General features: G+C 61.7%; 18 protein-coding genes. 10 read left to right on the top strand and 8 right to left on the bottom strand.

The annotated features are described in order from the left end of the window. Positions 1-9: 9 nt before the first annotated feature. From FSZ31_RS05945 to FSZ31_RS05910, 8 genes are all read right to left on the bottom strand, one after another. Positions 10-1,317: a glycosyltransferase family protein gene (locus FSZ31_RS05945; RefSeq protein ID WP_147122201.1), complete on the bottom strand. Its 1,308-nt coding sequence runs from the start codon at positions 1,315-1,317 to the stop codon at positions 10-12. Positions 1,318-1,466: 149 nt separating this feature from the next. After that, complete coding sequence (asnB, locus tag FSZ31_RS05940; protein ID WP_147122199.1) at positions 1,467-3,341, bottom strand: asparagine synthase (glutamine-hydrolyzing); 1,875 nt, start codon at positions 3,339-3,341, stop codon at positions 1,467-1,469. Positions 3,342-3,454: 113 nt separating this feature from the next. After that, positions 3,455-4,414: a class I SAM-dependent methyltransferase gene (locus FSZ31_RS05935; RefSeq protein WP_147122197.1), complete on the bottom strand. Its 960-nt coding sequence runs from the start codon at positions 4,412-4,414 to the stop codon at positions 3,455-3,457. A 21-nt stretch (positions 4,415-4,435) separates the two neighbouring features. Then, positions 4,436-5,437: an NAD-dependent epimerase/dehydratase family protein gene (locus FSZ31_RS05930; protein WP_147122194.1), complete on the bottom strand. Its 1,002-nt coding sequence runs from the start codon at positions 5,435-5,437 to the stop codon at positions 4,436-4,438. Positions 5,438-5,445: 8 nt separating this feature from the next. After that, positions 5,446-6,654, bottom strand: coding sequence for an L-2-hydroxyglutarate oxidase (lhgO, locus tag FSZ31_RS05925; RefSeq protein WP_147122192.1), 1,209 nt, complete (start codon positions 6,652-6,654; stop codon positions 5,446-5,448). Beyond that, positions 6,654-7,769: a DegT/DnrJ/EryC1/StrS family aminotransferase gene (locus FSZ31_RS05920; RefSeq protein WP_328592389.1), complete on the bottom strand. Its 1,116-nt coding sequence runs from the start codon at positions 7,767-7,769 to the stop codon at positions 6,654-6,656. The genes lhgO and FSZ31_RS05920 overlap by 1 nt, the downstream gene beginning before the upstream one ends. Then, the gene (locus FSZ31_RS05915; RefSeq protein WP_147122190.1) at positions 7,754-8,335 is read right to left on the bottom strand and encodes an acyltransferase; all 582 of its coding nucleotides are present in this window, start codon (positions 8,333-8,335) and stop codon (positions 7,754-7,756) included. Before FSZ31_RS05915 ends, FSZ31_RS05920 begins: the two co-directional genes overlap by 16 nt. Next, a complete protein-coding gene (locus FSZ31_RS05910; protein ID WP_147122188.1) occupies positions 8,332-9,297 on the bottom strand; it encodes a Gfo/Idh/MocA family protein in 966 nt (321 codons plus the stop codon). Before FSZ31_RS05910 ends, FSZ31_RS05915 begins: the two co-directional genes overlap by 4 nt. Positions 9,298-9,705: 408 nt before the next feature. Here FSZ31_RS05910 and FSZ31_RS05905 point away from each other — a divergent pair, with 408 nt between their 5' ends. The 10 genes from FSZ31_RS05905 (at position 9,706) to wecC (ending at position 21,251) form a co-directional block, all read left to right on the top strand. Beyond that, the gene (locus tag FSZ31_RS05905) at positions 9,706-10,878 is read left to right on the top strand and encodes a sugar transferase (RefSeq protein WP_161595959.1); all 1,173 of its coding nucleotides are present in this window, start codon (positions 9,706-9,708) and stop codon (positions 10,876-10,878) included. Positions 10,879-10,953: 75 nt separating this feature from the next. Continuing rightward, positions 10,954-12,387 carry an FAD-binding oxidoreductase gene (locus FSZ31_RS05900; RefSeq protein WP_147122184.1) on the top strand — a complete coding sequence of 478 codons (1,434 nt, stop codon included), beginning with the start codon at positions 10,954-10,956 and terminating at the stop codon, positions 12,385-12,387. Further along, complete coding sequence (locus tag FSZ31_RS05895) at positions 12,387-12,812, top strand: hypothetical protein (RefSeq protein ID WP_147122182.1); 426 nt, start codon at positions 12,387-12,389, stop codon at positions 12,810-12,812. The genes FSZ31_RS05900 and FSZ31_RS05895 overlap by 1 nt, the downstream gene beginning before the upstream one ends. Before the next feature lie 96 nt (positions 12,813-12,908). Then, positions 12,909-14,216 carry a UDP-glucose dehydrogenase family protein gene (locus FSZ31_RS05890; protein ID WP_147122180.1) on the top strand — a complete coding sequence of 436 codons (1,308 nt, stop codon included), beginning with the start codon at positions 12,909-12,911 and terminating at the stop codon, positions 14,214-14,216. Positions 14,217-14,250: 34 nt separating this feature from the next. Next, positions 14,251-15,291, top strand: a complete 1,041-nt coding sequence (locus FSZ31_RS05885) for a mannose-1-phosphate guanylyltransferase (RefSeq protein ID WP_236643675.1) — start codon at positions 14,251-14,253, stop codon at positions 15,289-15,291. Further along, the gene (cysD, locus tag FSZ31_RS05880; RefSeq protein WP_147122178.1) at positions 15,288-16,184 is read left to right on the top strand and encodes a sulfate adenylyltransferase subunit CysD; all 897 of its coding nucleotides are present in this window, start codon (positions 15,288-15,290) and stop codon (positions 16,182-16,184) included. Before FSZ31_RS05885 ends, cysD begins: the two co-directional genes overlap by 4 nt. After that, positions 16,184-18,010, top strand: coding sequence for an adenylyl-sulfate kinase (gene cysC, locus FSZ31_RS05875; protein ID WP_147122176.1), 1,827 nt, complete (start codon positions 16,184-16,186; stop codon positions 18,008-18,010). Before cysD ends, cysC begins: the two co-directional genes overlap by 1 nt. Continuing rightward, positions 18,003-18,746 (top strand): 3'(2'),5'-bisphosphate nucleotidase CysQ, encoded by a 744-nt coding sequence (locus FSZ31_RS05870; RefSeq protein WP_147122174.1) that lies wholly within the window; start codon positions 18,003-18,005, stop codon positions 18,744-18,746. The genes cysC and FSZ31_RS05870 overlap by 8 nt, the downstream gene beginning before the upstream one ends. A 110-nt stretch (positions 18,747-18,856) precedes the next feature. Then, positions 18,857-19,966, top strand: a complete 1,110-nt coding sequence (gene wecB, locus FSZ31_RS05865) for a non-hydrolyzing UDP-N-acetylglucosamine 2-epimerase (protein WP_147122583.1) — start codon at positions 18,857-18,859, stop codon at positions 19,964-19,966. Continuing rightward, positions 19,953-21,251 carry a UDP-N-acetyl-D-mannosamine dehydrogenase gene (gene wecC, locus FSZ31_RS05860; protein WP_147122168.1) on the top strand — a complete coding sequence of 433 codons (1,299 nt, stop codon included), beginning with the start codon at positions 19,953-19,955 and terminating at the stop codon, positions 21,249-21,251. Before wecB ends, wecC begins: the two co-directional genes overlap by 14 nt. Positions 21,252-21,257 lie beyond the last annotated feature (6 nt).

Raw genomic sequence — 21,257 nt, 5'->3', positions numbered from 1 at the left:
TTTAGGAATCTAGCAGGTGGAACCTCCAGCGAAATTGCGCGGCAGCGTGCTCTCGATCAACGGATGTTCGACGCGAGGTGTGCGAAGATTATATTCGGACTTAAGGGGATGGAAAAGATTAAGTAGATCTACTTTTTTTTCTGAGAATAAATGGTCATATATCGAGCCAAATAAGTATTGGGTGGAATATAGCGAATGGTATTTTACAACAAAGTCTCGTGACGCCATGCCCAGCCTCTTGCGAAGCTGTGGGTTTTCTACCATAACGCGGATATTTTCTCTAATGTTTTCTGGCGTTGTCGACAAGATCGGGCACTCGTCAAGAAATCCATATCGACGAAACACTCGAGTGTAATATTCCTCGCTCATATTGGCTAAAACTGGAAGACCCGATGCCATACCCTCCATCGAATTCAATGCGTAGCCGGTCATAATGCATTGGTCGAGCAAGAAGTCTACGCCCTTCATGACCTCCCGGACTTGGCTGTTCGGAATTCCTTCAAGCAAGACAAGCTCTACCTTGAGCCCTTGGGCCTTAAGCTCCTCAACGGCTTGGATGATGAATTCCGTTCCCTTGAATCCGCGATGGTTTGGCGCGTGAAGGAGACGCACGACGCCGTTCGTCCCGTCGTGATCGGAATAGTCGGATTTCGGCGTCCAGTGATCTGTGTCGACTGCATAAACGCTGTGCGTCGTGACATCCCATCGTCCAATGCCATCCATCATGTAGCCACAAAGAATGATGTCAGCGTTGCGGACCCAGTAGCGTATGCGGGTGACGGTTTTTTCCTCTTCAAGCGCAAAGTGCGGATAGGACGCCAACAAACCATACCTCAGAGACGGGTCTGAGACCTTCGAATACAGATAAATGTCACCGCCGAATCCAATAACGACAAATTTCGTTCCACTGAGGCGAAAGAAAAAGCTTTCGATCCACCATAGGCCCGAAAGACCCAGTGAAAAGCCCCAAAAAGATCCGTGAACAACCTTCCCGCGCCGAAGTGCATAAATGAAGGCCAAGCATGATCCAAGTGCCCATCGCAGTGATTTGGGCAGCGGCAACGGAACGAAATCTACATAATACTTGTCGAAGTCTTCAGGCGCATTGATCGCATACCGATCGGACATCAAGGAAACGCTTTTATGCCCGGCCTGCTTCATCGCCTTGGACCAGTATTTGTTTCCAATCCCCGGCTCCGGACCCCAAATAAGCAGGTCATGCCGACGGCCTGGGAATATCGCAGCGATTAGAAATACTGGAACAAAGGCGATAATAATAAGGTTCCAGAACAGCCTTTTATACCAACTAATTCTCATTTTACGAACAGCCTTTTTAGATGGATTCAGGGCACAGACATCGCGACAAGGCCATTTCTGATTGCCCGCACGAATAACTCTCCCTAGTAAGATTTGTGCCTAACGTGTTGATTCGATAGATTATATATGATTATCGGGCGGTGACACGACTAGCCATCGGCGAGCCACTGCTCGACGTTGAGCAAGGACCATATCAACAGGCGGCGGTTTTGCACACCGTCCAAGTGTTCGGTGACCAGGCCCTGCACTGCGTTGCGATCGAGGAGATCATAGATCCGCGCGTTTTTGTTGAAGAGCGCCGATTTGACGAAATCGATACTCTCTCCCTTGAACCAGCTTGCATCGGGGGCAGAGAAGCCTTTTTTCTCAGCCTGGGTGACGTCGTCGGGGATGAAATTCTTCATCGTGTCACGGAGTACCTGTTTGCCGTCCTTGGTCTTCTGGAAGAACTTGCCCTGCTTGTTGCCGGGTTCGTTTTCGTTGATGCGTACGACCTCTTTCAGGTTATTGAGCTTCAGATGCACCGGGCAGCGCATCGCGAAATCAACCAGGTCATTGTCGAGGAACGGCACGCGTGTTTCGAGGCTGTGCGCCATGCTGAGCTTATCTTCGACAACGAGCAGGCCATGCAGGAAGGTCTTGCATTCGAAATAGAGCGAATGGTTTATATAGCGCTCGGGGGTCGCCAGTCGATCGTCGTGGTGTTTGAAAACGTTGCGGAATATATCGCGCGTCGACACATCCTTAACATCGCCCCAGACCGGAGCGAAGATCTTCTTGATGTCGTTGTTGGGGATCAATCGCTGCCAAAACAGATAATATTTATCGATATAATCTTCGAAATCGTCGTTCACGACCGCGCGGTAGTAACGCCACGGATAACCGCCGAACAATTCATCGCCGCCTGCGCCGCTCAGCACCACCTTGACGAACTTGCTAGCAAGTTGCGCGGCATAGAAATTGGGATAGCTCTGGCCGACGCGCGGCTCTTCGAGGTGCCGGGCGATCTTGCCCATCGCGCGTTCCATGTCCCCCGCCTTCAGGACCATCTCGTAATGTTCGGTCTTGAAGTGATAACTCATTGCCTCGGCCTTGGTGCGCTCGTCGAAGCCCAGTTCGATGCCAGAGGCCGAGCTCAGGTCGAAACCACAGGTAAAGGTCTTGAGATAGGGGAATGACTGCGCCGCGACCGCGGTGATCGATCCCGAATCCATACCGCCGCTCAGATAGCTTCCGAGTTCGACGTCGGACACCAGCTGGCGCGTGACCGCCTGGCGAAACAGCCGGTCAAGCTCCTCGCGATATTCGGCATCCGAAGCAGGTTTGTCGGGTTCGGAGAAGTCGAAGTCCCAATATTGCGTGACCTTGAGCTGCGCGTCTTTGCGCGAGCAGTCGAGCGTCGCGAAATGCCCCGGCGGGAGTAGCTGAATTCCCTCGACCAATGTCCGGTCAGTAAAGATGTTCTGGAAGGTGAAATATTCGAGCAACGCCTTGTGATCGACCCGCCGCTCGATCCGGCGATCGGTCAGGATCGCTTTCTGTTCCGAGCCGAAGGCAAACAGGCCGCCCTGGTTGTAAACATAGAGCGGCTTGATCCCGTAACGGTCGCGCGCCAACGTAAGGCGCTTTTCGCGGCGATCGTAGATCGCGAAAGCAAACATGCCATTGAAGCGATCGAGCGCTTCCGTACCCCATTCAGCGAACGCATTGAGCAAGACTTCGCTGTCGGTTTGCGAGCGAAACCAGTAACCCTTCGCCTCTAGTTCGGCGCGCAGCTCGCGAAAATTGTATATTTCTCCGTTATACGTGAGAACGAACCGATGGTCGGCGCTGACCATTGGCTGGTGCCCCGCGGGCGACAGGTCGATGATCGCGAGACGACGATGCCCTACGCCAACGCCGCCCTCGATCCACTGGCCCTCACCGTCGGGACCGCGATGGGCAATGGCATTGGTCATGCGCCGAAGCGTTTCGGGCGAAACCGCCTGGCCATCGAGATTTACAATCCCAGCGATACCGCACATCGATTTATACCTTCATATCAAACGCGATATCGTCGATCGAACCCCAAACCGCTGGTAATGGTCAACCGTCGCAATTAGCGTCGTCGAAAAAGTTCAAACGACAATTGCCGCCGTTAGCGGAACCGCCCCGAATGGCAGGCCTCTTCGCTGTGTACGAACAGGTCGCGGAAGCCAGCCTCTTCGATCATCGCAAGAAATTCGTCACGGGTATAGCGGAATGCCGTACTTGGCGCATACCAGTCGTAATTGATCATCTTCGATGCTTCGAAACCGTGTTGTGGGTTCCAAAAGCATTTCAGGAAATTCCAGTAGAAGAAGCGCTGGATATCCTGGCGCCCCCCCTGGATGCCGAGCACCGGCATTGCGGGGACATCGATTTCTATCTCGAGTTCCGACAAGGTCTTGCCAAGCTGCGTCAGCTGGTCACTCAATTCCCAGACCTGCTTGGCACTCAACTGCTTGGTATACTCGCGCAGGTGCTCGTCGAGCAGCTCGCGCGGCAAGGCCTTGGTCGCATAAACATACGTGTTCAGCTGGCCGCCGGGAGCGATGATGCGACGGAACTCGCGTGCCGTGGCCGGCGGGTCGATCGTATGATGGAGTACCTGATCGCAGCTGACGAGGCTGATCGTGTCATCCTTGAAAGGCGTATTGGCAATATCGCCGCGCACGAAGATCATGTTGGCCCGATCGCCATAGCGATCGGCCGCACGAAAAATCGATTCCGACAAGTCCATCGCGATCACGGTCGATTCAGGTGCCAGTCGCGCAAACCAAGCCGCCTTGTACCCCGGACCGCAACCGGCATCGACGATCACGCTGTGCTTGCGCAGGTCGGCGGCCAGCTCGGCCTCGTCGGCATAGCCGTAACACCGTAAATACCAGTCGAACTGAAACTGCTTCCAGCCTTCGGAATCGACATCATCCTGCGCAAGGCTAGTCCATTTGTCGGAGAAGGCCGCGCTCGTCTGCCGATCATTTTCGGACGAACCGAATTCGTGCGCGACATAAACGCCGTTCGAAAGCTCGGGAACATCGCGGAAAATCGACCTTGCGATTTCGGTGATCGTCATCGGATCAATCCTTCGCCCGGATCAAATCTCGACGCCCGACTTGGCTCGCCGATCCTCGACCTCGGCCTTGTGCGACGCGCGCCAGTCAATCAGGCGCTTGAGCCCTTCGCGAAGGTCTACCTCGGCGGTGAAGCCGATCTGTTCGATCGCCTTGGCCGGATCGCCGATGCGGTTGCGGACCAAGGTCGCAGTGCTTCGCGGCGCATAATTGATCTCGCCATCGGTGCCGGTCAGTTCAATCAGCATTTCGGCCAGTTCCTTGAGGCTGGTGCGCTTGCCCGTGCCGACATTGTAGAATTCGTCGGTCGCATCGGCCTGCATCGCGCGCACGTTGGCGAGTGCGCAATCCTCAACTGCGACGAAGTCGAACGCTTCCGAACCGTCGCCGAGGATCGTCGGGTTGTCGCCGCGATCGATCGCGTCGAGCATCTTCATGATCACCGCTATATAAGCACCCTTATAATCCTGCCGCGGGCCATAGACGTTCATGTAGCGCAGGCCGACAAAGTCCAGATCATAGCGATGATGGAAGGCGCGCAGCATGGCCTCGCCGGCGATCTTGGTCGCGCCGTAGAAGTTCTGGTTGTTGAACGGATGCTCTTCGCTCATCGGTTCGGTCACCGCATCGCCATAGACCGAAGCCGAGGACGAATAGACGAGACGCTTGACGTTCTTTTTGACGCACGCTTCCATGACGTTGAACGTCCCGCGCACGTTGACGTCGAACGCCGAACGCGGATAGTCGTGACATTGCAGCAGCCAAAGCGCAGCAAAGTGAAACACGCCGTCGGCGCCGTCAAAAGCGCTTTCAAGAATGTCGGTATGCATGATGTCACCACCGACGTCGTAAACGCGCAAACGCTTATCGGCGATTGAATCGCTTAGGTTTTCCATCCGGCCGCGGACGAAGTTGTCATAGACTATGACTTCGCCGACGTCTTCGCGTAGCAAACGATCAACAGTGTGCGACCCGATCAACCCACCGCCGCCTACTAGGACGAGTTTTTTGTCTTTGAAATTCATCGGTTTTCTCACGTAATATTGGCAAAGTCCGCTAGTCGGCGGGCAAGTGGGAAGGCGCTCGTAAAGGCCGGAGAAATGGCGTTAAGCACATGCGTTGAATGAGGTCCAGCCTCGACGAGAAAGTCGGTAACCAGCTCGCCACTGCGTTTATCCAGCATTTGCGCGCGAATGCCGACCTTGTCGCACGGCAGCAGATGCTCTGGACGCAGTCGCGGCAAGATCTTGCGCGCTGCCTCGGCGAACCACGGCTTGAAATAGCGCCGCCCTTCCTGCCACGCGAGGCGACGGAAACCGTTGCGGCCCGCAATATATTGCCCGGCAAGGTGGCTCAGTATTCGAACCAGCTCCACCGGCCTGACATCGTCGAGCCCATGATAATTTTCGCGCCCGAAGCCGGGCACCGACGTCGGACCGATATAGACGGTCCCGTCGATCGCGGTCGTCGTGTGAACGCCGAGAAAGGGCACGCGCAGGTCGGGCACGGGGTAGATCAGGTGATTGATCGTAAACCCCGCCGCCGGGTCGAGCTTCCAGTAGAGGCCCTTGAACGGCAGCAAGGTGAAATTTTTGCCGACCCCGAAGCGGTGCGCAACGGTATCGGCATGAAGCCCCGCGGTATTGAAGACATGGTCATAGGCGATTGTCGTGCTGCCCCACACGATCGTCCGCGCTCGGGCATCGACCGCCTCAATCGTCCCGCCGCAGCGGATCTCGATCCCGGCATTGCGGACATCATCGACGATGCTGGCGAGCACCGCTTGCGAACTGACGACCGAAGTCTGCGCGACGAGCAGTGCTTCGCCGGTGGCAGATCCCGCTTCGGGTTCAAGCCGTGCAAGTTCAGCACGATCGAGCCGCCGGACCGTAACGCCGTTCTGCGGTCCGCGCTGTTCGAGCATGTCGAGCTGGGCTCCATCGCCATCATTGACGGGAACGAGGATCTTGCCGATCGGGTTGAGCGGCAGGCCGCGTTCCTGGCAATAGGCAGCCATCTCCCGCGCGCCTTGGCCACAGACCTGTGCCTTGATCGAGGCGGGAGGGTAATAGATGCCGCTGTGCAGGACGCCGCTGTTGCGCCCGCTCGAATGTCGGCCCGGCTCGGGCTCTTTTTCGAGAATGACGATGCGCGCGTCGGGTCGGCGGCGCTTGATCTCGAGCGCCAGCGTGAGGCCGACGATTCCCGCGCCGATAACCAGGAAATCGTATCTCTCGGCCATCAATTCGTGCCGCGCAGCGCCTCCACCAGCGCCGCAACCACGCGGTCCTGGTCTTCGACGCAAAGATAAGGGTGCATCGGCAGGCTCATGACGGTGGCCGCCGCGGATTCAGAGCGCGGCGTAGCACCGCCGCCCGAGATATTGCTGTAGGCCGGTTGGCGGTTGAGCGGCAGCGGGTAATGGACCGCAGTTGGCACACCGGCTATCTTGAGCGCATCCTGCACCGCCGCACGATTGCGGACGAACACAGTGTATTGCGCGTAAACGCTGGTCCGGTCGTCGCGCTGCACGACGCGCCCGATACCTGCCGCGTCGAGCAGGTCGTTATAGCGCGCGCCGATCGCGAGACGCTGCTCGATTTCCCAATCGAAGCGACTTAGCTTGCCCAAGATAACCGCACATTGCAGCGTGTCCATCCGCCCGCCGACACCGACGCGGGTATGGACATAGCGTTCAGACTGGCCATGGACGCGAATTTCGCGGCACGCCTGCGCAAGCGCATCATCGGCAGTGAAGATCGCGCCACCATCGCCATAGCAGCCGAGGGGTTTCGACGGGAAAAAGCTGGTGCAACTGATCGTCGCCAGGCTGCAGCTCTTGCGCCCCTTATAGTCGGCGCCGAAACTCTGTGCGGCATCGTCGATCACCGCAATATTGTGTGCCTTCGCGAGCTGGGCGATCTCGTCCATGTCGGCGGGCTGGCCATAGAGCGAAACCGGGATGATCGCGCGCGTTCTGGGGGTGATCTTGTCGGCGATCAGCCGCGCGTCGATGTTGCACGTGTCGCTCTCGATATCGACGAAGACGGGCGTAGCACCGGCCAGGACGATCATCTCGGCAGTCGCGGCAAAGGTGAAGGGCGTTGTGATCACTTCGTCGCCACACCCGATGCCGAGCGCCATCATCGCGATCAGCAGCGCTTCGGTACCGCTCGATACCGATATGCAATTCCCGCCACCGGTATAATCGGCAAGCGCGGCCTCCATTTCGGTGACTTCGGGCCCCATGATATATCGACCGTGATCGAGCACGCGCTGGATGCCCGCGTCGATGTCGGCGCGAGTGTCGCGATATTGCGCGGCTAGGTCGATAAAGGGCATCATTTCGTGAGACATGCCAGCCGTCCGCCGGAGAGAGTGTAACGATCGCCGGTGTGTGGGCATGTCGCCTCGCCGTCGCCTTCGAGCGGCAGATCGAGACGCTCGCCAAAGCGGCTCATCCAGCCGATCTGGCGTGCCGGGACTCCCGCAACGAGTGCGTAATCGGCAACATCGCGATTGACCACGGCGCCGGCACCGACAAAAGCAAATTCGCCGACTGTCACGCCGCAGACCAATGTGCAGTTCGCGCCCAGGCTGGCCCCACGCCGCACCAACGTATCGCGATATTCGTCCTTGCGTTCGACCAGCGAGCGCGGATTGACGACATTGGTGAAGACCATGCTCGGCCCGCAGAAGACGCCGTCCTCGATTGTAACATTGTCATAGACCGAAACGTTGTTCTGGATCTTGCAGTCGTCGCCGATCACCACGCGATTGCCGACGAATACGTTCTGGCCGAGAGAGACGCGCTTGCCGATCCGCGCACCGCCGCAGACGTGGACAAAATGCCAGACGCGCGATCCCTCGCCGATCGTCGCGCCGTCATCGACAATGGCACTGTCGTGGCAGGCATAGCTCATGATGCGCGCGCAAGCGCCGCGGCGACAAATGGATGCACCTCGCCATGCGTACGATCGGGCGAAGCGCCGCGAATATGCGCAACGGTCTCGATGGCACCGCGACTGGCATTGGCGCCAAACCCCTTGCCTTCTAGGATCAGTTCATAGCTGCGCGTATGTAGGTCGGCAAAACCACCGGAAAACTCGATCTCGTCGCCGTCGATGGTGATCGATCGATACGTCCGCTGACCCTCGGCACGACACGTATCGGGCAAGGCCCGCGCGTCGATCGAGAGGAACCAGCGCACCCGGGCATTTTCATATTCCAGGTAGCCAGCCGCCTCGGTTTCGGTCGCGAGGTGGACGCGGTTGTCCTGAAGGTCGCCGAATAGGTAGTTGAGCATGTCGAAGAAATGGACGCCGATATTGGTCGCCACGCCGCCTGATTTATGGCCGTCACCCTTCCACGAATGGAGATACCACTGACCACGCGAGGTGATGTAGGTGAGATCGACTTCGTATTTCCCGTCCTTGCTTTCGGTCGCGACGCGGTCGCGCAACGCGACGATCGAAGGGTGGACGCGCAACTGGAGGATCGTGTTGACCTTGCGGCCCGACGACTGCTCGAGGTCGGCAAGCGCATCAACATTCCACGGATTGAGCACGAGCGGTTTTTCGCAGATCGCGTCGGCATCGTTGCGCAACGCAAAGCGGATATGCGAATCGTGCAGGTAATTGGGCGAACAGATCGACACGAAATCAACCTTTTCGCCGCTATCCGCACGGCGCAGCTTGTCGATATGCCGGTCAAAGCGCTCGAACTCGGTAAAAAAGCTGGCTTCGGGAAAATAGCTGTCGATGATCCCGACGGAATCGCTCGGGTCAAGCGCCGCGAGAAGCGTGTTTCCCGTTGCCTTGATCGCTTGCATATGGCGCGGAGCAATATAGCCGGCGGCGCCAATCATCGCGAAATTGTGCGTCATGCTGGTGCGCTTTCCCCATCGTCACTGGCCGGGGGGCTCCCGTTCCAGCTTCGGGTGTTTCGCCCTTGGCACTTCAAACGCATCCATTATTCCTCGACGTCAGGGTCTCGACCCAAGTTGCTGGCTCTTTAGGAAATAGCCCTTCGCGCCGCAACGGAAACCTTGCCGACGCAAGCTTGCGAAATTCGGCGATTTTCCAGCCTTTCCCTTGCCTGATATGGCAATGTCGCTTAGGGCGCTGGCCTTGGCCGGATTTGTTAACTCATGGGAAATTGGGCACCAACCGTGAATCTGACCACGTACGAATACAAGCGCGCCCAGGAAGGCCTGTCCAGCTCCCCCTGGTTCCGCTTGCAGACACTTACCGGTCTCTTCATCTGTGCCGGTCTTCCCTACATTGTTTCCATCGTGATCCGGCGGCTTCCGTACGATCGTGATCCGCCCAGTCTCAACACGCTGATCGGCGCCACGCTCGCGGTGATGCTTGGCATCTATTTCTCGCGTCGCCTGACCTATTTCCCGGGTACGCGACAGCGCGAAAGCGTGCTTCCTGCTTTTCTCCTGTCGTTCGGCGTCGTGGCGGTCGCGCTGCTGTTGTGGCGGCTCGATTACAGCCGCATCCAGCTGGCAACCAGTGCGATCATGTCGATACTTTTCTTCAGCCTGCCCAATATCTTCGGGCGGCAGTGGGAACAGACCACCTTCCACGTCGTGCCGGTCGGGGCCGTTGGCCGCCTCAAGCGGATGGCGGGCGTGTCTTTCGTCACGATGGCGGAACCGGCTCTGCCCGATCGAGCAAATGCCGCGATTGTCGCCGACTTTCGCGCCAGTATTCCCCCAGAATGGGAACGCACGCTCGCTCAGGCCGCGTTGCAAGGCTATCCCGTCTACCATGTGAAGCAGCTCGTTGAATCGCTGAGCGGACAGGTCAAGATCGAGCATCTGTCCGAAAACAGCCTCGGCTCGCTCATTCCCAATCTCGGCTATCGCAAGATCAAGTCGCTGGTCGATGTCATCGCCGCCCTCGTTGTGTTGCCTTTCGTCCTCGTCATTCTCGTCCCCTGCGCCATCGCAATCCGGCTCGATTCTCCCGGGCCGGTCTTTTTTCGTCAGAAGCGCATGGGCTTTCGCGGCAAGGTGTTCACCGTCATCAAGTTCCGGACGATGGCCTGGCATCCTGAACCTACGGCCGATGACGCGCGCAATGCTGCCGTTACGCAGGACGGCGACACCAGGATTACCCGCGTCGGAAGCATCTTGCGCAAGTTCCGCCTCGATGAATTGCCGCAGATATTCAATATCTTGCGCGGCGAAATGAGCTGGATCGGCCCGCGCCCCGAGGCGGTCCAGCTATCGCAATGGTATGAGGACGAACTGCCCTTCTATTCATACCGGCACATCGTCCTGCCTGGCATTACCGGCTGGGCGCAGGTCAACCAAGGCCATGTCGCCGATCTCGAAGCGGTCGGCACGAAGCTGCAGTTCGACTTTTATTACATCAAGTATTTTTCGGCCTGGCTCGATATCCTGATCACGCTGAAGACCGTGCGTACGATGCTGACGGGGTTTGGCGCCAAATAGGCCCGGTCGCCTCTCGGCATCCGCCCAGCCATCGCGCACTCGCTTCGTCGCGCGCCAGATTCTATGGAACCCGTGATGACCCAATCGATCGACACAATGCTGGCTCGCCTCCTTGGCCCGCGCGGCTTTACCACCGACGCCGACACGGTGACGCCGTGGCTCACCGACTGGCGGGGGCGCTATCATGGTGCGGCCCGCGCGATGCTGAGCCCTGCCGACACGAGCGAACTCGCCGAAACGGTCCGCCTGTGCGCAGCGCATCAAATTGCGCTGGTTCCGCAAGGCGGCAATACCGGCATGGCGGCGGGCGCGACCCCGGACTCCAAGGGCGACGCGATGCTGCTGTCACTGCGCCGGCTCGACACGATCGATACCAGCCGCATCGCCGACGGCTTCGTCGAATGCGGCGCCGGTGTTATCCTTGAGCGACTGCACACTGTCCTGGCGGACCAAGGTGCGCGCTTCCCCCTCAGCCTTGGTGCCAAGGGATCGGCCACGATCGGCGGGCTCGTCGCGACCAATGCCGGGGGCACACAGGTGCTTCGCCACGGCAACATGCGCGCGCTCGTCGCGGGGATCGAGGCGGTGATGGCCGACGGGACGGTGCTCGACGAACGTGCCCCGCTCAAGAAGGACAATCGCGGCTATGCGCTGCGCGATCTGATCGTCGGCTCCGAAGGGACATTGGCGATCGTATCGCGCGTCGTCCTGCGAACCTCCCCGGCGATCATCGACCGCGCGACAGCCTGGGTCGGCGTCGCCAGCGCAGACGCGGCCTATCGCCTGCTCCGCGCGCTCGACGGACAGCGCGAACAGCTCGAGCAGTTCGAAATCATCCCCGATCTCGCGCTCGAGAGCGTCCTCGGCCATGTCGCGGGTACGCGCGCGCCGCTTGCCGGGCGGCATGCCTGGCATGTCATCGTCGAACTCGTGCGCGAACGGCCCGATCAACGCGAGCCGCGTGAGCAGCTCGAAAACGCGTTGGCAAAGTCGATCGAAGCGGGCTTGGTCGAGAACGCGGCGATCGCCTCCAGCGGCCGCGAAGAAGCCGAATTCTGGCGGATCCGCGAGTCGATTTCCGAGACCGAACGCGCCCATGGCCCCGCCTTGCAGCACGACGTCAGCGTCCCGGTCGCCGACATGCCGCGCTTCATCGCGGAAACTTCCGCCCGCGTCGAAGACCAGTTTCCGGGGACCACCGCCCTCGCCTTCGGCCATCTCGGCGACGGCAACGTCCACTTTCACGTTCGCGCGCCCGAAGACGCCGTCGCCGAGCGCTGGCACGACGAGTGCGGGGAGGCGATCAGCGACATGGTCTATGACATGGTCGATTCCTTTGCCGGCTCGATCTCGGCCGAACACGGCATCGGCCGGGCCAAGCTGCGCGACCTGTCGCGCCACGCATCGCCCGCGCGCCTCGCCAGCCTGACGGCGATCAAGCGCGCGCTTGATCCGCACAATATCTTGAACCCCGGCGCACTGATCCCCGCCGAAGGAAGCAACACCTAATGACCGGCATCGGCACCCATCTACTCGAACTTGGCACGCGCATAATCGGCAGCAAGGACGCGCTTGAACTGCTTGTCGATCTTTCGCCCGACGCGCTGCACATTCACATGTCGCTGCTCGTGCTGTTCGCCATCGCGCTGATCCTGCGGCGGCGGCCCGACGACTGGCGTCCGTGGCTGGTCCTGCTGGTCCTCGAGATGATCAACGAGACCAACGACATCCTCCACCATTCGATGCGCGTGCCGCTCGACGACCGCGCCGCCGCACTCCACGATCTCCTCAACACGATGTTCTGGCCGACTCTGATCCTGATCTTCGGACGACTGCTGTTTCCGCCACCAGTCCCGATGATTATCGAACCGGATCCAGATACGCGCGATGACGACGCGACCGACCCCTCACTGACTATCATCGAGCACAGATAGAACGCGCTCGACGCGCCCGGTGACAGCCGCATCGCCTTGCATTGGATGCACGCGCCACCTACCAATCCGCGACATGCCAACTGACGGACTGCAATTATGAAGATTACGATGATCGGTGCGGGCTATGTCGGCCTCGTTTCGGGCGCCTGCTTTGCCGATTTCGGCCACGAAGTGACCTGCGTCGACAAGGACCCGACGAAGATCGACGCGCTGCTCGGCGGAATCATGCCGATCTACGAGCCCGGGCTCGAAGCGCTCGTCGCGAGCAACGTCGCGGCCGGTCGACTGTCGTTTTCGACCGACGTGACGGCAGGGGTCGCCGGGGCTGATGCGGTGTTCATCGCGGTCGGCACACCCTCGCGACGCGGCGACGGCCATGCCGATCTCAGCTACGTCCACGCCGCTGCCAAGGAAGTCGGCGCAGCGATTGCGGGCGATTGCGTCATCGTCAACAAGTCGACCGTTCCTGTCGGCACCGGTGACGAGGTCGAACGCATCGTCCGCGAAGCCGTCGGCGACACGCACCGCGTCGCGGTCGTATCGAACCCAGAATTCCTGCGCGAAGGCGCGGCGATCGGCGATTTCAAGCGCCCCGACCGAATCGTTATCGGGTCCGAAGACGACTGGGCGAGCGACGTCATGCGGCAAGTCTATCGCCCGCTATTCCTCAACGAAGCCCCAATCCTGTTTACCGGCCGGCGCACCGCCGAACTGATCAAATACGCCGCCAACGCCTTCCTCGCGACCAAGATCACCTTCATCAACGAGATCGCCGACCTGTGCGAAGCGGTCGGCGCGGACGTCCAGGACGTCTCGCGCGGCATCGGCCTCGACAACCGGATCGGCGCCAAATTCCTCCACGCCGGTCCCGGCTATGGTGGCTCGTGCTTCCCCAAGGACACCCTGGCGCTGCTAAAGACCGCGCAGGACAACGACGTACCGATGCGGATCGTCGAATCGGTTGTCCAGGTGAACGACAATCGCAAGCGCGCGATGGGACGCAAGATCGTCAACGCGCTCGGCGGCGATGCGCGCGGCAAGAAGGTCGCGCTACTTGGCCTGACCTTCAAGCCCAATACCGACGACATGCGCGACGCGCCAAGCCTCGCCATCGTCCAGTCGCTGATCGACGCGGGCGCCAGCGTCTCGGCATACGATCCCGAAGGCATGAAGGTCGCCGCCGACCTGCTGCCCGATGTGACGATGGCCGATACCGCCTATGCCGCGGTCAAGGACAGCGACGCGGTTGTGATCGTCACCGAATGGGACGCCTTCCGCGCGCTCGACCTTGCCGAGATCGCGCGGCTGGTGCGCACCAAAGCGCTAGTCGACCTGCGCAATATCTATCGCCGCGCCGACGTCGAGCGGCACGGATTTGCCTATCACGGCATTGGAATGCCCTGACCATCGCAGCAGGGCCAGACAGCGGGGGCAGTCGATGAATGAAATGAAGAACGACGCCGAACGCATTGTTCCGGTTATTCTTTCTGGCGGGTCTGGGACACGACTATGGCCGCTCTCGACCGTCGAACGGCCCAAGCAGTTCCTCGCGCTGACCGACCCGGTGCAAAGCATGTTCCAGCTGACGCTGGCGCGCTGCGCCGATCCAAACCTGTTCGCCGCGCCGATCATCGTCGCCAATGCGCGCCATGGCGTCATCATCGGCGAACAACTCGATGCGTGCGCCATCGCCCCGCGCGCGATCATCCTCGAGCCTGCACCGCGCAACACCGCGCCCGCGATAGCACTGGCCGCGTTCGAAGCGGGCGACGACGCACTCCTACTCGTAATGCCGAGCGATCACAGGATTGCCGACACCGCCGCCTTCGTTGCCGCCGTCACCAGCGCCGCACCCGCTGCGCGGCAAGGTGCGCTCGTCACCTTCGGCATCGAACCGACGCATGCCGAAACCGGCTATGGCTATATCGCCCGGGGCGACGCGGTTGCCGACCACCCGGGCGTCTTCGCGGTCGATCGCTTCGTTGAGAAACCCGATGCCGACCGGGCCCAGGCGATGCTCGACAGCGGCGACTATCTCTGGAACGCAGGAATTTTTCTGTTTTCGGCGCGCCGCTACCTCGACGCGCTGGCGCACCACGAACCCGATATCGAACGCTGCGCGCGCTCCGCGGTCGACCGCGCAGAGCGCACCGGCGCGATCGTCACCCCCGATGCCACGACCTTCGAGACCAGCCCGTCGCAATCGATCGATTATGGCGTCATGGAGCGATCCGATAATGTCGTCACCGTACCGCTGTCGTGCGGCTGGTCCGACGTCGGCAGCTGGGATGCGATCGCCGATCTCGCTGGCGTCGACAGTGCGGGCAACTATGTCCATGCCGAGGGGCTGCGCGTGTCCCTAGCCGGCGTCAGCGACATGATCGTCGTCGCGACGGGCGACGAGGTGATGATTGTCCCGCGTGGCCAGTCTCAGCTTGTCCGGGGCCTGGCCGAAGCGTCTCGCGAAAAGACCAAATGATGACCGCACTAGACCTCCTAGATACGCTCGAAGCCGAAGCGATCCATATCGTCCGCGAGGCTTTGACGAGCGCCAGCAACCCGCTGTTGCTGTTCTCGGCGGGCAAGGATTCGGCGGTCCTGCTCCATCTCGTTGTTAAAGCTTTCGCTCCCGCGCTCCCGCCGGTGCGGCTGCTCCACGTCGATACGACCTGGAAGTTCGCCGAGATGTATCGCTATCGCGACGCGGTCGTGCGCGCGAACGGGCTCGAGCTCATCGTCCACCGCAATCCGCAAGCCGTCGCGGAGGGGATCAATCCGTTCGATCACGGCGCGCTGCACACGACGATGTGGAAAACCGACGGTCTCAAACAGGCGCTCGACGCACTCGGGTGCGATCTCGCGCTGGGTGGCGCGCGACGCGACGAAGAGCGGACCCGCGCCAAGGAACGCATTTTCTCGCTGCGCAGCGCGCGCCATGGCTGGGACCCACGCCGCCAGCGCCCCGAATTGTGGCACCTGTTCAACACCCAGGTCCAGGACGGCGAAAGCCTGCGCGTCTTCCCGCTGTCCGACTGGACCGAGATCGACGTCTGGCGATACATCGAACGCGAAGGCATCGCCCTGCCCGACCTCTATTTCGCCGCACCGCGCCCGACGGTGATCCGCGACGGCAACCTGTTCGTCGTCGATGATGATCGCTTTCCGCTCGATGGGGAAACACCGGTCGAGCGCGTCGTGCGGTTCCGCTCGCTCGGCTGCTACCCGCTGACCGCGGCGATCGAGAGCGACGCGCGCGACTGCGCCGCGATCATCACCGAACTCGTCGAGAGCGATGCGGGCGAACGCGCCGGACGGACGATCGACCGCGAGGATTCGACGCTCGAAGGCAAGAAGACCGAGGGATATTTCTAATGAGCGCGACGCGCGTCAAAATCGTCGCGTGCGGCAGCATCGACAACGGCAAGTCGACGCTGATCGCGCGGCTGCTGCTCGATACCGGAAAACTGACCTCCGACGAACGCGAAGCCGCGCTGCGCGGCGGCGACGGCGCAGCGCTCGCCAGCCTGCTCGACGGCCTCGCCGCCGAACGCGAACAGGGCATCACGATCGACGTCGCCTACCGCTATTTCGCGACCCCACGCCGATCCGTCGTGCTGATCGACTGCCCGGGCCACGAACAATATACCCGCAACATGGTCACCGGCGCGTCGAACGCCGATCTCGCACTCGTCCTCGTCGACGCGACGAGCGGAGTGACGACGCAAACGCGCCGCCATTGCCGCATCGCGCATCTTCTCGGGATCGAGGATTACATTTTCGCGCTCAACAAGATCGACCTCGTCGCCGACCCTGCGAAGGTCTTTGCCGAGCACAGCCGGGCGATCGATGCCCTGGCGGGCGAGACCGGCCTGGCGCGCCACAACATCGTCCCCGTCGTCGCGACGAGCGGTGCCAATGTCGCGTCGCGGGCAAGCGACATGCCGTTCTACACCGGGCCGAGCGTCCTTGAGCTGGTCGAGGATTTTGCCCCGGCCGAGACCACCGAAGCCGGCTTTCGCCTGCCGATTCAGACGGTCCTGCGCGGCGATGGTTCGGTGCGCCGTCTCGCGGGAACTGTTGCTTCGGGCGCGGTCGCGATCGGCGATGTCATCGTCGTGCTGCCCGGCGAGCAACATGCAACGATCGCCGCAATCCATGTCGGCACGACGGCGATCGACCGCGCAGTCGCCGGACAGTCGATCGCGATCACGCTCGATCGCCAGGTCGATTGCGCGCGCGGCGATGTCATCACCACCGCATCCGATCCGGCGATCGTCGCCGACCAGTTCAAGGCCGATATCGCCTGGCTCGGCGACAAGCCGATGCTCGCGGGCAGGGCCTACACGCTCAAGCTCGCGACGCAGAGCGTTTCGGCGACGGTCCACCAGCCCGATTACCGGCTCGATATCGAGACCGGCCAGCATCTCGCCGCGCGCACCTTGCGCAAGAACGACATCGGCACCGCGATCGTGACGACCGGCCGCGACATCGTCAGCGATCCCTATAACGACAATCGCATCATGGGCGGTTTCATCCTGATCGACCGCGAGACGGGCGATACCGTCGCCGCGGGGATGATCCGCCATTCGCTCAGCCGCTCGCAGAACATCGCCTGGCAACAGGCGTCGGTCGATCGCGACGCCCATGCGCGGCAAAAGGGGCAGCGAGCCAAGATCCTGTGGTTCACCGGCCTGTCGGGCGCGGGCAAGACGACGATCGCCAACCTCGTCGAACAGCGGCTCTATGCCGCTGGGCTGCACAGCTTCCTGCTCGATGGCGATAATGTCCGCATGGGCCTCAACAAGGATCTCGGTTTCACCCAGGCCGACCGGGTCGAGAATATCCGCCGCGTCGGCGAGGTCGCCCGGTTGATGACCGACGCCGGCCTGATCGTGCTTGCCACCTTCATCTCGCCCTTCCGGGCCGAGCGCGAGCTGGTCCGCGCGATGGTCGGCGACGGCGACTTCATCGAGATATTCATCGATACGCCGCTGGCGATCGCCGAGGATCGCGACGTGAAGGGTCTCTATGCCAAGGCGCGGCGCGGCGAGATCAAGAACTTCACCGGCCTCGACAGCCCTTATGAACCGCCCGAAGACCCGCAAATCCGCGTCGATACCACCGCAATGACCGCCGTCGAGGCAGCCGAGCGGATCGCGCGCTACCTGCTGCGCGAACTGGGTACGATCGATGACTGACCTTGTCGATTTCGCGGCGTCGGTCGCGCGCGCCGCGGGCGACTTGCTGCTCCGCATCCGCGAACGCGGCGACCTGGCCGGCCGCGCGCTCGGCGATCGCGGCGATGCCGAGGCCAACGCGCTGATCCTCGCGATGATCTCCGAACGTTATCCCGACGACGCGATCCTGTCCGAGGAATCGCGCGACGACCTCGCCCGGCTCGATTGCCGCCGCCTGTGGATCATCGACCCGCTCGACGGCACGCGCGAATATCGCGAAGGACGCAACGACTGGGCGGTCCATATCGGTCTCGCGATCGACGGCGCCGCTGCGGTCGGCGCAGTTGCCCTGCCCGCTGAATCCTTGATTTTCGCTTCGAGCAGCGATCTCCCTCGGCCCGATCCGAAAAAATCGCGCAACATCGTCGTCAGCCGGACGCGCCCGCCGGCGATCGCCACGACGATTGCCGACGCGCTTGGAGCAACGATCATCGCGATGGGATCGGCGGGTGCCAAGGCGATGGCGGTGGTCCGCGGCGATGCCGACATCTATCTCCACGAGGGCGGCCAGCACGAATGGGACAATTGCGCGCCGGTCGCGGTGGCGCAGGCGGCGGGGTTGCACTGCTCGACGCTGACCGGCGCGCCGCTCGCCTATAACCAGCGCGAGCCGACGACGCCGACGCTGCTGATCTGCCGCGCCGAACTCGCCAGCGAGGTGCTCGCGCTCATCGATCGCGACGGCTCCCCGGAATGATCTCCCGACGCTTTTGCGCAATTCCTTAATCTGCTGGAAACCGCGCTGCGCTAGGCCTAGCACGGCTAATCACCAACGGGGGCGACAGGTGCGTGCGCAAGACTAGGATCATGACGGTGTTCGGTACGCGCCCCGAAGCGATCAAGATGGTTCCCGTGGTCCACGCCTTGCGGACGCGAGAGGACCTCGACGTGTCGGTCTGCGTCACCGCACAGCACCGCGACATGCTCGATCAGGTGCTCGCGATCGGCGGCATCACCCCCGACATCGATCTCGACCTGATGCGTGATGGCCAGTCGCTCGACGAACTGGGATCACGGCTCCTGAGCGGTCTCGGCCCCGTCTTCGACGAAGAAAAGCCCGATCGCGTCCTCGTCCATGGCGACACGCTGACGACGATGATGGCGAGCCTCGCCGCCTATTTCCGCAAGATCCCCGTCGGCCATGTCGAGGCGGGATTGCGCAGCGGCGACATCCACCATCCCTGGCCCGAAGAGGTCAATCGCCGGGTCACCGCTTGCATCGCCGACCTCAATTTCGCACCGACGCAGCGCGCCGCCGACGCCCTGCGCGCCGAAAACGTCGCCCCCTCCTCGATCCACGTCACCGGCAACACCGTCATCGACGCGCTGTTCGCGACCCGTGCGAAGGTTGCGGATGACCCCACGCTGGCCGCGTCGCTCGATCCTGTGCTGAAGCGCTTTGCGGGCAAGCGGATCATCGCGGTCACATCACACCGGCGCGAGAATTTCGGCGACGGCATGGCGGCGATCGCCGACGCCGTCGCCCGCATCGCCGAACGCGAAGACGTCGCGATCATCTTCCCCGTCCACCCTAACCCGCAAGTGCGCGGCCCGATGGAAAGCGCCTTGGGCGGGCATGATCGCATCGCGCTGATCGATCCTTTGGATTATCCGGGGTTTGTGGCGTTGCTTGATGCGTCGCATATTGTCCTGACCGATTCGGGCGGGGTGCAGGAAGAGGCGCCGAGTTTCGGCAAGCCGGTGCTCGTCATGCGCGAGACGACCGAGCGGCCCGAGGGGATCGAGGCGGGCACCGCCTTGCTCGTCGGGACCGACGCCGAGCGGATCATCAGCGAAACCTTTCGCCTGCTCGACGACGAAGACGCCTATGCCGCGATGTCGCGCGCGCACAACCCGTTCGGCGACGGCCACGCCGCCAGCCGCATTTCGGAGATTATTGCCAATGCCCATCGCTGAAGGCCAGAAAACCATCGTCATGGGGCTGGGCTATATCGGCCTGCCGACCGCCGCGCTGATCGCGCGTTCGGGCATCGAGACGATCGGCGTCGACGTCAATGAACACGTCGTCGAAACGGTCAACAAGGGCCAGGTCCATCTCGAGGAGGTCGATCTCGACGGGCTGGTGCGCGGCGTCGTCGAACGCGGCACGCTGCGCGCCTCGCTCGAGGTCGAACGGGGCGACAATTTCCTCATCGCGGTGCCGACCCCGCTCGGCGCCGATAACGACCCCGACATCAGCTACGTCCTCGACGCCGCCGCCCGGATCGCGCCGTTCCTCGAGCCGGGCAACCTGATTATCCTCGAATCGACCTCGCCGGTCGGCACGACCGAGCAATTGTGCGCGGCGATCGCCGAAGCGCGAAGCGACCTCAAGGTGCCGGGCCATTGCGACGGCGCCGCCGACATCTTCATCGCCTATTGCCCCGAGCGCGTCCTGCCGGGACGGATCCTGGCCGAGCTGGTCGCCAACGACCGCTGTATCGGCGGGATCACGCCGCGCTGCGCGCGCCGCGCAATGACATTTTATCGCAATTTCGTCCGCGGCGAATGCGTCACGACGACCGCGCGCGCCGCCGAACTCGTCAAGCTGGTCGAGAACAGCTTTCGCGACGTCAACATCGCGTTTGCCAACGAGCTGTCGATCATCGCCGACGGCATGGACATCGACGTGTGGGACGTCGTGAGGCTCGCCAACCGCCATCCGCGCGTCAACATCCTCCAGCCCGGACCCGGCGTCGGCGGCCATTGCATCGCGGTCGATCCGTGGTTCATCGTGGCCGGCGACCCCGCCAACAGCCGCCTCATCCGCACCGCGCGCGAGGTCAACCTGGCCAAGACCGACCACGTCGTAACGCGCGCCAGGGCGATGATCTCGGCCTTGCCGGACGATATGAAGGTCGCGCTGTTCGGCCTTGCTTTCAAACCGAATATCGATGACTTTCGTGAAAGCCCCGCGCTCGATGTCGCGGTCGCGCTCGCGGCCGAGTTCGGCGATCGCATCGCCATCGTCGAACCCTTTGCCGAGGCGCTGCCCAAGCCGCTGGCGGGGACCAAGGCGCATCTCGTCGCGCTCGACGATGCGCTCGACCAGTGCGGCGCGATCATCCTGCTGGTTGATCACGATGTCTTCAAATCGATCCCGCTCGGCGAGCGTCGCGACAAGATCGTCTACGACACGCGCGGACTGTGGCCCGACCAGCCGGTGCGGAGCAACTGGACCGAACGTCGCGCGCCGTCGTAGGTTGCT

The organism is Flavisphingopyxis soli, from assembly GCF_007995095.1.
GTDB classification, from domain to species: Bacteria; Pseudomonadota; Alphaproteobacteria; order Sphingomonadales; family Sphingomonadaceae; genus Flavisphingopyxis; species Flavisphingopyxis soli.
Note: the sequence above shows the minus strand (reverse complement) of the source record. Positions and strands in the feature narration are given on the sequence as shown.